The 14,576-nt window shown below is 40.5% G+C and carries 12 protein-coding genes; all 12 read left to right on the top strand.

Going from position 1 to position 14,576, the window contains the following annotated elements:
- Positions 1-2: 2 nt before the first annotated feature.
- A complete protein-coding gene (locus PTRA_RS14055; RefSeq protein WP_058374251.1) occupies positions 3-905 on the top strand; it encodes an ExeA family protein in 903 nt (300 codons plus the stop codon).
- On the top strand, positions 902-2,134 hold the full coding sequence (locus PTRA_RS14050) for a tetratricopeptide repeat protein (protein WP_058374250.1): 1,233 nt from the start codon (positions 902-904) through the stop codon (positions 2,132-2,134). The genes PTRA_RS14055 and PTRA_RS14050 overlap by 4 nt, the downstream gene beginning before the upstream one ends.
- Positions 2,131-3,858, top strand: a complete 1,728-nt coding sequence (locus PTRA_RS14045) for a GspE/PulE family protein (protein WP_058374249.1) — start codon at positions 2,131-2,133, stop codon at positions 3,856-3,858. Before PTRA_RS14050 ends, PTRA_RS14045 begins: the two co-directional genes overlap by 4 nt.
- Positions 3,845-5,065, top strand: coding sequence for a type II secretion system F family protein (locus PTRA_RS14040; protein ID WP_058374611.1), 1,221 nt, complete (start codon positions 3,845-3,847; stop codon positions 5,063-5,065). The genes PTRA_RS14045 and PTRA_RS14040 overlap by 14 nt, the downstream gene beginning before the upstream one ends.
- 1 nt (position 5,066) lies before the next feature.
- Positions 5,067-5,651 (top strand): pilus assembly FimT family protein, encoded by a 585-nt coding sequence (locus PTRA_RS14035; protein WP_058374248.1) that lies wholly within the window; start codon positions 5,067-5,069, stop codon positions 5,649-5,651.
- 26 nt (positions 5,652-5,677) lie between these two features.
- A complete protein-coding gene (locus PTRA_RS14030; RefSeq protein ID WP_058374247.1) occupies positions 5,678-6,211 on the top strand; it encodes a prepilin-type N-terminal cleavage/methylation domain-containing protein in 534 nt (177 codons plus the stop codon).
- Between the two features lie 8 nt (positions 6,212-6,219).
- Positions 6,220-6,705, top strand: a complete 486-nt coding sequence (locus PTRA_RS14025) for a prepilin-type N-terminal cleavage/methylation domain-containing protein (protein ID WP_058374246.1) — start codon at positions 6,220-6,222, stop codon at positions 6,703-6,705.
- Entirely contained in the window at positions 6,692-7,231 is a 540-nt protein-coding gene (locus tag PTRA_RS14020; protein WP_058374245.1) for a type II secretion system protein, read from the top strand. The genes PTRA_RS14025 and PTRA_RS14020 overlap by 14 nt, the downstream gene beginning before the upstream one ends.
- Positions 7,231-8,073: a type II secretion system protein gene (locus PTRA_RS14015; protein ID WP_058374244.1), complete on the top strand. Its 843-nt coding sequence runs from the start codon at positions 7,231-7,233 to the stop codon at positions 8,071-8,073. Before PTRA_RS14020 ends, PTRA_RS14015 begins: the two co-directional genes overlap by 1 nt.
- Positions 8,063-8,554 (top strand): hypothetical protein, encoded by a 492-nt coding sequence (locus PTRA_RS14010; protein WP_058374243.1) that lies wholly within the window; start codon positions 8,063-8,065, stop codon positions 8,552-8,554. Before PTRA_RS14015 ends, PTRA_RS14010 begins: the two co-directional genes overlap by 11 nt.
- On the top strand, positions 8,551-12,291 hold the full coding sequence (locus PTRA_RS14005; RefSeq protein ID WP_058374242.1) for an H-type lectin domain-containing protein: 3,741 nt from the start codon (positions 8,551-8,553) through the stop codon (positions 12,289-12,291). The genes PTRA_RS14010 and PTRA_RS14005 overlap by 4 nt, the downstream gene beginning before the upstream one ends.
- A 120-nt stretch (positions 12,292-12,411) precedes the next feature.
- Entirely contained in the window at positions 12,412-14,451 is a 2,040-nt protein-coding gene (locus PTRA_RS14000) for an SUMF1/EgtB/PvdO family nonheme iron enzyme (protein WP_058374241.1), read from the top strand.
- Positions 14,452-14,576: the final 125 nt, after the last annotated feature.

The raw sequence follows: 14,576 nt of genomic DNA, 5'->3' as shown, positions 1-14,576 counted from the left end.
TTATGTATTTAAGCTTTTTTAACTTAAGTGAAATGCCTTTCACCTTAACCCCCAACACCGAGTTTTTTTGTGCGCTTGCGCCGCATCACGAGGCAATGCAAGTGCTTACAACCGCAATAGCAATGGGTGAGGGGTTTATTAAAGTGACCGGTGAGGTTGGCACAGGTAAAACCTTATTGTGCAGGAAGTTACTTAATCATATTGAACATGACTACACAGTTGCTTATTTACCTAACTCATATTTAAGCCCAGAAGAGTTACGCTGGGCGCTGGCTATAGAGCTGGGAATGAACGTAGACAAAGCATTAGATCAGCAAGCGCTAAGCCAGCTTATAAACCATCACTTATTGAGCTTACAAAGCGACAACAAACGGGTGGTTTTACTAATAGACGAAGCGCAATGTTTGAGCTGGGAGACCCTAGAAGCGTTACGACTATTTACCAACTTAGAAACCGAAAGTGAAAAGCTGATTCAGGTGGTACTTTTTGGACAACCCGAGCTTGATGAAAAGCTAGCCAATAATAAGGTAAGGCAATTACGCCAACGAATTAGCTTTTCGTATGCGTTAAGACCAATGACAGCAGCAGAGGTTATTTATTATATAAACCACCGGTTACAAGTAGCGGGTTTTAATCAGCCCCCTTTATTTAATAATCGGATGGGGTTAAAAATTGCACGTGCGAGTAGAGGCATTCCGCGTTTGGTTAATATTTTATGCCATAAAGCGTTATTGCAAGCTTATGGAGAGGGCTTAAATGCAATAACTACGCGCCATATTCAGCTGGCAATAAAAGATACCGAAGACTGTGCTAAATACAGAGTGGGTCATTACTGGAGCTATAGTGCAATTACGATAAGTGTTATCGCTATTGCTGCAATTTGGGTATGGAGGCAGTGGCTATGAGCGTTATTAATAATATGCTAAAAAATATTGAACAGCGCGAGGCCAAGCACGTTAACCAACAGCACGCAGTTGGTGTAAATGTTACCCCAGTGTACGACCTACAAAATTTAATATTTAAAGCGCTGGTGATAGCCACTGTAATAAGCGTAGTTATTGCTGCTTATTTACTCTTACCAGCAGCGGCGAGCAATAAGCCAACACAAGATGAATTATCGGTTACGCTAACCTCGGCCTTACCGCAAGAAGAAGTAAAAGCAGGCTTAACAACTAAAAAAAGTGTGGCTAGCACTATTATTGTGACTGACGAAATAGCCGAAAATAGTAATGTGCAACCAGAAGTTGCGACTGCTTTAAATACCCAGCCTGGCGTTAAAGTAGCGAATATTGTTGGCAAAGTAGCTCCGCAAAATATTGATGAGGCTGAGCAGTTATTAGTAAATAAATTAATAAATGATGCCGCCGCTGTTAATAACTCTCAGCCACAAGCGTTGGGTGAAAGTAAGGACATAACTGCAGCTAATAAAAACTTACCTGCAGTGGCGGCTGTTGTGAGTAATTTGCCAAATGCTGAGCCAAGCCTTGGGCCAAACCTTAAAACATCTAAAGCTAAGCCAGCTAACGTAATGATTAAAAGCTCATCTAAAACTAAATCTCAGCAAGTATTAATTGCTGAGCAATTGCTTGCGGCTAAGCAAGCAATACAGTTTGGTTTGTATAGTGAAGCAATAAGCGATCTTAATAATATTTTAGCGCAATCAAAGCAGCATATAGAAGCAAGAAACTTACTTGCGGCAACCTATTTTAAGCAGCAAGATATAAGCTCGGCGCAACAGGTTTTACAAGCGGGCATAAGTCAAAACCCTGATGTATTGCAATGGCGCATTATGCTTAGCAAAATTCTAATTATGCAGCAGCAGTACGACGATGTATTAAAGCTACTCAGTGATGATTTTGAAACACAAGCAAACTTTGAATTTTGGGTACTACAAGGTACGGCTGCACAAAGTGCCAACCAGCATAATAAAGCACTTAATAGCTTTAAGCAGTTAACTAAATTACAGCCCAGCCAAGCTAAGTGGTGGCTAGCGTTAGCAACCTCTAAAGATGCATTAGGTGAGTACCCCGATGCTAAGCATTTATATAAAGTAGCGCTTGATTTAGGGGGGTTAAATACAGCCATGACCCAGCATGCAATACAGCGTTTAGTAGCGCTGAAGGAGGCCGTATGAGACCTAGTTTAAAAATGCGTTTAGGGGATTTACTTGTTCATGAGCATATGATCACCGAAGCACAGTTAAGTGAAGCCTTAAATGTTCAAGCGGCAACGGGTCGTAAGCTGGGCTCTACCCTAATTACACTTGAATTTATTAGTGAACCGCAATTACTGCGCTTTTTAGCGCAGCAGCTTAAAGTGCCTTTTTTAGATATTTCGCAGCGTAGAATATCACCAGATGTGTCTAAGCTTTTATCCGAAGTTTACGCACGCCGCTACCGAGCGTTAGTAATTGAAGACAACGGCGACTCTGTTTTAGTTGGAATGAGTGACCCTGCAGACTTAAGAGGGTTAGATCAACTTGCTCCTATACTCGCTCCAAAGCGAATAGAATTAGCGGTTGTGCAAGAAAGCCAAATAATGGCGGCATTTGACAACGTATATCGTCGTACAGAAGAGATCACTAGTTTTGCAGAGCAATTACACGAAGAATACCAAGATGTAGAAGAGTTTGATCTTAATTCGCTTGGTGACGAAACATCCGATGCTACCGTGGTTAAGTTACTGCAATCTATTTTTGAAGATGCGGTGCAGGTACGTGCCTCAGATATTCATATTGAGCCCGATGAAGGCTTATTACGTATTCGCCAGCGGGTTGATGGCATACTACAAGAACACACCTTAAATCAGGTGAAAATAGCCTCAGCTTTAGTACTGCGTTTAAAGTTAATGTCGGGGTTAGATATTTCAGAAAAGCGCCTGCCACAAGACGGCCGCTTTAATATTAAAGTGCGTAGCCACAGTATAGATGTACGGCTCTCAACCATGCCGATTCAACATGGCGAATCTGTAGTGATGCGCTTGCTCGATCAATCAGCCGGTTTATTATCGTTAGATGAAACCGGTATGCCGGCACATATTTTAAAACGGGTGCGCAGTATTATTAAACGCCCGCATGGCATGGTATTGGTAACAGGGCCAACTGGCTCGGGTAAAACCACCACTTTGTATGGAGCGTTAAGTGAGCTTAATCAACAAGAAAGTAAAATTATTACCGTAGAGGATCCGGTTGAGTACCGAATTGGGCGTATAAACCAAGTACAGATAAATAATAAAATAGGTTTAAGTTTTGCGAGTATTTTACGTACCGCATTACGACAAGATCCCGACATTATTATGGTAGGTGAAATGCGTGACCAAGAAACCGTTGATATAGGCTTAAGAGCTGCATTAACCGGTCACTTAGTGTTATCGACTTTACATACTAACGACGCCATTACTAGTGCAATGCGCCTTATTGATATGGGAGCTCCTGCTTATTTAGTAGCAAGCTCGTTACGTGCCATTATTGCCCAGCGCCTTGTTAGGCGTGTATGTAGCGATTGTAAATCGCCGTATCAGCCAGATCATCAAGAAAGCAGTTGGTTAAAGTACCTTGGCGAAAATACAACAGATACACAGTTTTTTAAAGGACAAGGCTGTACTGCATGTAATCATAGTGGTTATAAGGGGCGAGTAGGTATTTTTGAGCTACTTGAAATGGATGATGCAATGATGGATGCCTTGCGTATTAATGACACGCAAGGCTTTGCTAAAGCGGCTAAAAATAGCGCTAACTTTATTCCGCTCTCTGCTATGGCACTTAGTTATGCAAAACAAGGTATCACTTCTTTAGATGAAGTATTTAAGGTTGCAGAATATATCCCCGAAATAGTCGGAGGTGATGATGCAGCTATATAGCTATAAAGCAAAAGATGCCAAAGGAGTATTAGTTAAAGGTCAGCTTGAAGCGAGCAGCCAAGCAGGCGTTGCTGATAACTTAATAAAGCGTCAATTTATTCCTATTTCAATTGCGCTGGTTGAAACTAAAAATAACATTAAAGTTTTTGACAATTTATTTAATGAAAAAATAGGCCTAGAAGACATGATTATGTTTTCTAGGCAAATGTATTCATTGTTAAAAGCGGGTATTCCTATTATTAGAGCCATGGTTGGTTTAGCAGATACCACCCAAAATAAAGCCTTTAAACAGGTGTTAATGGAAGTAACTAAGCAGCTAGAGCAAGGCCGTGACCTATCAAGCGCCATGTCGATGCACAATAAAGTATTTAGTCGTTTAACTATTTCTATGGTGATGGTTGGCGAAGGTGCTGGGCGTTTAGAAGATGCGTTTTATCAACTTGCTATCTATTTTGAAAAAGAACAAGAAACCCGCAAGCGTATAAAAGCGGCAATGCGTTATCCCACGTTTGTAATTTGTGCGCTGGTGGGAGCCATGATCATTTTAAATATTTTTGTTATTCCGACCTTTGCCAGCATGTTCGCTAAATTTAATGCTGAACTGCCTTTAATGACGCAAATATTAATAGCAACAAGCAACTTTTTTGTGAATTACTGGTGGTTATTAATTTTAATGCTAGTGGGCGCAATAATTGGCTTTAAGCGTTATTTAAATACCGTAACAGGGCGTTATAAATGGGATAAATATAAGCTAAAAATCCCCTTTGTTGGCGATATTCTACAGCGTACTTTATTAGCACGTTATAGCCAATGTTTGGCAATGGTGCTGCGCTCCGGTGTGCCTATGACCACGGGGTTATCGCTCACTGCGCACGCTGTAGATAATAGTTATATGGAAAAAGCCATTATTACCATGCGCCAAGATATTGAAAAAGGCGACAGTTTACTCAGGGTTTCAAGAGCCAGTGAGTTATTTTCTCAACTTGTACTACAAATGGTTGCTGTGGGCGAAGAAACAGGTCGAGTTGATGAGTTACTCCAAGAAGCCGCAGATTATTATGAGCGTGAAGTTGATTACGACTTACGCAGCTTAACCGCCAAAATAGAACCTATATTAACGGTGTTTGTGGCAATTATGGTGCTTATTTTAGCTTTAGGTATTTTTATGCCGATGTGGAATATGATGTCAGCGATTAAAGGTAATTAAAGTGAAGACAATAATTACTCGCTCAACAGGCTTTAGTTTATTTGAGTTGATAATTGTTGTGGTGTTACTGGCTGTAATTTTAAGTTTTGCTATACCTAAGTATATAGATATTAAAAATCAGGCACATAGTGCAAATGTTGATGCAGTAGCTACAAGCTTTATGTCGGCGGTAGGTTTGGTACGCGGGCAATGGGAATTGAATAGGCGACCCAAGGGGTTATTAAATAAAACGTTTGTTAATTATGGAGGAGTAATTGTTGGTGTCGATGGATTGATGGGGACACCAACAAGTGATGAAACAGAAAAATGGGATACTCGGGCACACGCTACTAATGCAATTAAATGTCGTCAGGTGTTAAATGTAATTTTACAAAATGCACCCAGCAGCACGCTAAATACTGAGGAGTTAAGTTTAAAAGAGGTTAGTTTTTTAGTTAGATATAACGCAGCTAATACGCAATGTATCTATTATTCAACGCACACTCTTAGCTCTCAAAACATACCTATAAATGGTGCAATAGCATCAGCAACAGTGGGTTTTTCGTACTTACCTAAAACAGGCAAAGTACATATATTTAAAAATTAAGTAATTATTAAAAAAGAGGCTTACTTATGAAAACACAATCATTAAAAAATCAACCTTTGAATAAGCAAGCAGGTTTTACGCTTGTTGAGTTAATTATTGTTATTGTTATTTTAGGTATTTTAGCAGTAGTAGCAGCACCGCGCTTTTTAAACCTGCAAGGTGATGCGAACGCATCTACGCTGGAAGGACTACAGGGATCAATTCGCAGTGGTATGAATATAGTTAATGGTAAGTCGATTATTGCCAGTGACCAAAAAGAAGCTATAGGAATTGTTGCAGTAGATACTGGAAATGTAGCTACTGTGTACGGCTACCCTGCAGCGACACAAGCAGCGTTTGAAGCATTTTTAGATGTGAAATTTGCAACAGATAATACTGCTGATTTTAATCTTGATGATTCAGCAGGGGATGGCACATTAATTATTTATCCAAATAGTTATGTAAAAACTGACGACTGTCGTATTGATTATAAACAAGCAACAGCAGCAGCGACAACAACAGCACCAATTAAAACAGTTGTTACAGCGCCTGTAGTTACTTTAGTGACAGATGGCTGTTAATTACATAAATGATCAGCAGTGGTAAGCAGCGCGGTTTTACCCTCGTTGAATTAATTATTACTTTAATTATTTTGGGAATACTGTCGGTAACGGCAGTTCCCAAATTTTTAGGTAGTTCAACCGAGGATGCGTACTCGTATAGGGACCGCACATTAAATGCACTGCGAACAGTGCAGTTACGTGCCATGCAAAATACGGCGACCACAAGCTGTCATAAGCTTTACATTACAAGTAGGTTAATTGCAGGACCAACCCCTGATACCTGCTCAGGAGGGGCCGATATAAACAATAGTGAGCACTTAGTAATACAAATTAATAGCCAAAGAAGTGATATTACCTTTAACGCATTAGACAGTAACGGTAATGTGTTTACCCAAGTTAACTTTGATCCCCTTGGTAGGGTTGATCAAAACTGCACAACGCAATGTCGAATAGATATAGGGTTAGCCGCGGTATGCATTAGCGGTGAAGGGCTTATTTATGCCTGCCCTTAAACATAAAGGCTTTACCTTAATAGAGTTAATTGTTGGTATTGTGATGTTTGCAATTGCGCTGAGTATTATTACTGCGCTTATTGCACCTCAAGCTCAAAAAAGTGCTGAGCCTATTGTGGCATTACGTGCTTCGGAGTTTGGGCAATCACTCATGAACGAAATTCAAAGCAAATCGTTTGATGAGCATAGCGATAGAAGCGCTCCTTTTAGGCGTTGCGGCGAAACAACCTTAGGTGCAGAGCCCTGTACCGTAGCGGCAGACTTTGGACCAGATAATTCAGAAACACGTACCAGTTATAACGATGTTGACGACTATATAGCACTTACGGGGCAGCCAATAACCAATAGTTTAGGTATTTTATTACCGCAATATAGTGGCTTTAGCTTGGTTGTTAAAGTGCAGTACGACAGTGATTTTAATGATGCCACTAGTAATGATGGCACCACTTTTAAGCGCATTACTATAGAGGTTACTTCACCTCTGGGTGAGGTATACGGCTTTAGTGCTTATAAAGGGAATTATTAATGCATAACATAACGCGACAATACGCATTTACCTTAATTGAGCTATTACTAGTAATGGTTATTTTAGGTATTTTAGCCGTTAGTGCATTTTCGTTTATTGGCGCAGGTGTAAGTATTTACGCTCAAGGCGTGGAGCGTCAAGAAGCAGTAGCGCAAGCGCGGTTTTTAATAACACGTATTAGTAAAGAGCTACGCCATGCAACACCTAATTCACTTAGATTAAGCTGTGATAACGACAGTAAAGGGGCGTGCAATACTCATCAGTGCCTTGAGTTTACCCCTTTTTTATCAGCTACTCATTATACAAATTATTTACCGACCACAGCCCCGTTTAATATTACCGCAGTTGATTTTGAGCTTAATAACTTAACTAAACCACAAGCGGGTAACTGGGCAGCAGTTTATCCATTAAATAGCGATGATATATATAACGAAAATAATCATAAACGCTTACAAGTTTTAGCATTTGATAACACGGCAGGAAATGCTATTGATCAGTGGCAATTTAGTAAAGCATTTGCAGCAGAATCACCCAGTAAACGATTATATTTATTAGCTGAGCCAGTTAGTTTTTGTGTAGAAGGACAGTTTTTATATCGTTATACAAATTATGCTTTTAATAGCACTCAGTCAGATGCGCCTAGCTTACAAGTAACCTCGGGTGTTAAGCGTGATTTGTTAGGGCTTTATATTGCAAATAACCTAGCAAGTAACTTATTTTTTACCATAGAGCCGGTGGCCTTACAGCGAAATGCTGTACTTAATGTTAATGCACAAATGCGCTTTAACGAAACCGAAGTAATGAACTTTAACCATGAGGTGCACGTGCCAAATGTACCTTAATAATTATCAGCAAATTACCCGCTCACCCACAAAGCAACAAGGTAACTTAATTGTTGTGTGTTTAGTGATTATTGTAGCCTTATTAGCACTTGGCTTAGCATTAGTTAAAGTGCTGAGCGGGGCAGCGCAGCAAAATACGATAGAGTATTATGGCGCGCGAGCATATATGGCTGCGCAAAGTGGTTTAGAAAGCGGTTTAACCGAATTATTTCCGCTTAATAGCGCAGCACAAAATTGTGCCTCAGTAACTACAAGCCGAACCTTTAAAACAAATTATTTATCGTTTTGTGATGTATCTATTAGCTGTACAGAGTACCTGGATTTACCCGATAGCAGTGCGCGCTCGGGAACGGTTAATATTTATTATTTACAAAGTAGTGCGACTTGCGCGCCAATTGATTGTCCATTGGGGGACGCATGTAGAAAAGATTACTGGCAAACGCAACGCACACTAAGTGTAGAGGCTAAAACGTTACCATGATAAAAAATACTCTCGTACTCATATGCTTAGCCGCGCTTTTATTTAGCAATAACGCTAATGCTGCAGCACCTAAGATTGAAGGGCGCTTTATTGAGTTGCAAAATACCTATACATCACCAGTATGGACAAAAATTAATTTTCAACAGCAATATATAACTCCTCCAGCTGTTTTTATGCTTTCAACTAACCAAGGTGGTAATCCTGCAATTATTCGGGTTAAAAATATCACGACTACCGGGTTTGAAGCACTCCCTTTGGAGCCTTCCGGTGAGGATGGTGCGCATATTAATATGGGCGCACATTATTTAGCGGTAGAATATGGGGTTCATGAATTCCCTGATGGCACTATTATGGAAGTAGGAAGCACCGATTTACATCTAGAGGTGCAATATGGTGCCAAATCTGGTTTTTCTCCATTTACTCCAAAGGGCTATAAGTCGCTTGCTTTTGCCCATTCGTTTACCCAGCGGCCAAATTTATTTCATTCATTACAAACGCTTAATAGTTTAGATAGTAACCCTCCTGCACAAGCTTTAGTGCCCTTTTTAACTATTGCGATAGAAACAGCCTCGTTATCGGCAAGCGGAGTAAATATTGCGTTAGAAGCTTCTGAAACGGCATTTGGTATAATTAAAAGCGAAAAAGTAGCATATTTAGCAGTAGAGCCCGGGGCTAGTCGCTCATTCACAGATGATAATGATGTGGAGGTTATTTGGGAGAGCTTTTTTACTGGCTTTGCAGTAAGTGGTTGGAACGATGGATGTAATTATTTTAATTTCACTAATCGTTATTCGCAATCGCCTTTAGTTGTTGCAAGTAAAAACTCGCGTGTAGGAGACGATGGTGGCTGGTTACGAAGTTGTAATTTAAAAGCTAAGCGAGTCGGGCTGGTGGTCGATGAAGACCGAGATGGCGATAATGAGCGCTCTCATCCTAAAGAAGAAGTATCTATTTTAGCCATGACCAGTTCGTTTGTTTCTAGCGGCGAAATTTTAAGTTGTGACACTTTATTTCCAGGCGCGCTATCTACTTACAATGATGGTTTGGTGCAGTTAGTCCAAGGCGTTAAAGTAACAGACAATAACGCGCAATTTATTACGACTACTAATTTAACGTCTTTGGCGCTAACTAATCCACCGCTATGTAACGGTCAAGCTTGTTTAGCAAGTGGTAATAACTCTTTAACACCCAGCCAGGCAGCTCAAGTGCCTACAGTGGCTAACGATGGCAGCTCTGTGCCACCAGTGCCAGCCTCTTTAGCTGGGGATTATTTTTATGATGAGTTGCAGCTTGCCATGCTAGAGGATCAATACAGAGTAACGGCTCCTACGCGTATTTTTTTAAAAAACACAAGTTCGTTACTCTCTACCTCATTTTTAAATATAGGTAAAACCAATATAGTAGTTGATTCGGGGGCGTATCTTGCTATTTATGTTGATGGTGCGATTGCGATTGCCGCCAATGCCAATATAGCTGCTTATATTGTTGCTACCGGCGAGGTAAGAATAGCGCAAAATGTAACATACGAAGGCTCTATTACCTCAGGCACACAAATTATTACCGAGGGTAGTTCTACTTTTGATGCCATACCAGTACCAGATAATATTCCAGGCTTTTGTGGGATTTATAAGCCTGTATTGCTAGATCATTATAGAGTATCAATGAGTGATAACCAGGGACTGACTTGTCAAGCTAAAGACATGGCTTTAACCGCCTGTGCAAATGATACTTGCGATATTTTATTTGATCAGCCATCAAGCTTAAATTTATCACCAGATAATAGTAGCAAGCAAAGCTGGGTAACCGGTGAGAATATCAGCTTTACTGGTAGTACTAATATACAGTTTGCAAAACGTACCACTGGCAGTGCCACAATTGGTTATAACACTGCAGATCCATCTGCGCCGTTACGTTGTTATATTGGCGGTAAAAATGTTGGTTTAAGTGGCTGTAAAGTGGTGTTTGCGGAGGCGGGTTTTATTTTTAAAAATGAAAGCGATAACAATACAACAATTCCTACCCAACTATCAGGTAAACCTTCAAATACAGGATTTAATGCAAAAGCATTAGCAATTCAAGCTGTAAAAACGAATACCGCCACGGGGGCGTGTGAAGCGGCGTTTCCTGTGGGGGCAGAAGTTGCTTTAGATTTAGCCTATACCTGTAGCGCAGGGGTAAGTTGCTCTGATCCGGTGCAGCTTAGCAATAATAATAAAGTATACGCGATTGAACAAAGTTATAAATCAGTGCCATTACAGTTTGATGATGAGTCTAAAGCGAAAATAATAATAAATTACCCCGATGCAGCACAGCTTAGCCTTAATGCTAAAACTAATTTAATACTGGATCCGATTACTAACTTGTCGGTTAATTTAACCGGTAGCTCTAACGAGTATGTAGTAAAACCTTTTGGCTTGGCTATGAACTTACCCAATGATGGTTTTGCAACAGATGCCGCAGGTAGCTTGTTTAAACTAACAGGGGAGACATTTGATTTAAAAATGAATGCAGTGCAATGGCGTGCAGGTCAAGACAACAACAACGATGGTTACCCCGATAACTACAGTGATATTACTAACAATCCTATTGCTAAGCATTTTATTAATGAGCAACCTTCAGTAACAGCGCAATTAAAGCTGCCCACAGCAGGTGCTTCTGGAACACTTGCAGTCGTTAACACTGTTGCATTTAAAGATACCGGTAGTTTAAGTGAATCCATATCGCAATATAGTTATGACCAAGTTGGGATTATTGATTTAATAGCAGGGCTAAACGATAGCGATTACTTTGGTGCGGGTGATGTTAAAGGCGAGCTTTATAATGTGGGCCGTTTTGCGCCATCGCAATTTAAAATAACAGGAGTGCAAGCTGCGGCGCAGTGTACTGATTATGGGAGTAATTTAACCTACCTTGAACAGCCATTTGAACTTGGCTTTACAGTGCAAGCACTAAACCAAAATAATCAGCTAATGAGTAATTACAGGGCTGGGTTTGATAAGTCGGTAGTGCAAGTTAATGCTGAAAATAATGAAGCGGGTAATTACGTGCCAGCAAGTAGCTTTGTCAGCCGCCTAATTAATTTAGGTGAAAACAATTGGGGCGATACCAGTGATGGGCAATGGCAGATGAATCAAAGCAATGTCACCTTAAAAAGGCTAGGAGTTGATCAGCCTGATGGCCCATTTGCTATGGTTAATTTAATGGCCACACTTACAAATATTGAGCGCGCTACATTAATCGATGCCAACGACAGCCCTAATACACAAGTAACCTGTAGCACTAATTGCAACAGCGTACGACTAAATAGTGTGCCTATTGAGTTTAGGTTTGGCCGCTTAGTGTTAGGTAATAATGCAGGCTCAGATTTAGATCGATTACTTATCCCCATGGAATCTCAATATTGGGATGGCAATGGGTTTGTAGTAAACAGCAACGATAACTGTAGTGTATTTCAACATCCTAAATTAAGCCAAGTATTGCCAGTTAGCCCAGTATTAACATATGAGTATGGTAATGGTGCCGCAGGGAAGTTAGAGGCGGGAGGGTATCCGGTAAATAACGGTATTTATGCAAAGCCTAATGGCTCAGGAACATTTACTTTAGAATATAATACCTATGACTGGCTAAAATGGGATTGGCAAGGTGACCAATCTCAGCTAAATCCTTATGCTATTTTACAATTTGGCCACTTTCGAGGGAATGATCGGGTTATTTACTGGCGTGAAACACGTGAATAGTTGTAAACTTAGATAATAATTGAACAAAGCTTGTGTTTTGTGCTTCAAGTACATAGCATAAGGCTTTATTTTAGAAAAATAATAACGACCAAATAATTGCCGCTTTTTGGGACTGAATATATGCGAATTACTCCTTTATCTCTGTTAATTTCAGCTAGTTTGTTGGCTAGTAGTGCATTTGCACAAGACACAGCAACAGTAACTGGAATTGAATCTGAGATTAGTACAAAACAGATCGACTATGACAAATCTACAACAATACTTGATAAACATTTAAAAGAAGAAAGCCAGCTGCAAACCCAGTTGCAACTTTTACGTTCACGTTCAACCGAGTTAGATAAAGAAAAAAACCAAGCACTCGACGCGATGAACGAAATGTACCGTCGTTTAATTGATGATCCTAGTATTGATATAACCGCTGCTCAGGCGCGTTATCAAAAAGCGGTGGTCGATCACAAGCAAAATAAAGATGATATTTCTATGCAGTTGGCGGCAATTGCATCCCACCGTAAAGATATTGAGCAAATTCGTGTTGCTAAACACACGCTTTTAAACACTTTAGAGAGCTTAAAAGAGCAGTTAACTACCGCCCGAGTAGAGCGTTTACGTAACGAGTTTACCCGCGAAGGCACGTTAGAGGTTAATCACACAATTAATTGTAAACGTACCGAAACACTTGCAGCGTGTGAGCAACGCGGACAGCAAATGGGGCTACAAAAAGCGACTAAGCGTTTTGTTGACCAAATATTTGCCAACTTAACCGAAGAGCGTTTAGTTGAACCTAAACGTAATTTGGCCGGTGCTCAGGTACAAATTTTAAGTAGTCATGTAGTAAAAAGTGCATTTAGTGGCCAAGGCAATTATAACGTTAATTTAAGCGTTACTATGCGTGGTGAAGTTAACAGTAGTCGCTTATGTAACTTATTAAGTATTGATAACCGTTACTGCTCTGAGTACGGCACGCCAATGGCGGCAACATATCAGCCAACTTACAGCACAACCTTTTCAGATAGTCAGTTAACATTCAGTAAGCACGCGGATAATAGCAACGTTTCGGCGGCTCGTTTAAACGAGCAACCAGTGCGTGATTATGCAGTAAAGCCTACGGTAACAAACAGCTCGGTTATTGCTAATAGCGATAAGAACCAGCCGATAGAATTAACGCTACGCTCAAACGTATACGACGACGAGGTGTTTATTGATGGGGTTAGCTTTGGCTCAACCCGCTTAGTAACTCGCTTACCTCGAGGTGTGCACAATATTGAAGTGCGCAAGCTTGGTTATAAGCCTTATCAGGTACGTGTTGATTTAAATAAAGCACAAACTGTGCATGCCAATTTAGTAAAAAAGCCAGAGTCGATTGCTGCACCGACATACACGCGTGAGCAACCAGAGCAAACAACTCGTAAAGTAAGTGACAACATTAGCGTATTAAGCGCTAATGTAAAAACTTCGGTGGTTGTTATTCCGGCAGGTAAATTTAACATGGGCGATATTAATGGCAATGGTTTAGCCAATGAGCGCCCGGTTATTGAAAAAGTAATTGCCAACTCTTTTGCAATGCAAAGCAAAGAAGTGACAGTAGGTGAGTATGAGCAGTTTGCTGCTAATACAGGCTACAAAACACAAGCTGAGCAAGGCAAAGGCTGCGCCTATTATTTAAATGGCGAACCCGTTTGGGAAGCTAATTTAAATTGGCGTAATCCTGGGTTTGAGCAAACAAGTGATTTTCCGGCTGTTTGTTTAACTTATAGCGACGCTAAAGCGTATGCTGATTGGTTGTCAGGGCAAACAGGTCAACAGTTTCGTTTACCCAATGAGGTTGAGTGGGAATACGCTGCACGCGCAGGTAGTCAAACAGAATACCCTTGGGGTAACGATATTGGTAAAAATTTAGCGAATTGTGGCTGGTGTGGTAGTCAATGGTCAAACAAGAGTGCTGCACCGGTAGGATCGTTTTCTCCTAATGCATTTGGTTTATACGATACCGTAGGCAATGTATGGGAATGGACTAACAAAAACTCGGGTGAGTCGGATGTTGCAGTTAGAGGTGGAGCGTGGAATTTTGCGCCTAGCCTTGCACGTGCCTCAACACGATTAATATTAGCACCCGATTTTAGATCTAATTACATAGGTTTTCGCTTAGTGCGCGAACGATAAAGAGGAAGCTTTGCTTCCTTTTTTAACTAAATTACAAAGGCAGCTGTGCTTAATGTCGCTCATTATATTAGCGTATTAAAGTGAAAGCAGCTTAAATAAGAACGTATTTCAAAGGTCATCCAGCC

The sequence above is a fragment of the Pseudoalteromonas translucida KMM 520 genome, assembly GCF_001465295.1.
Classification (GTDB): Bacteria; Pseudomonadota; Gammaproteobacteria; order Enterobacterales; family Alteromonadaceae; genus Pseudoalteromonas; species Pseudoalteromonas translucida.
Note: the sequence above shows the minus strand (reverse complement) of the source record. Positions and strands in the feature narration are given on the sequence as shown.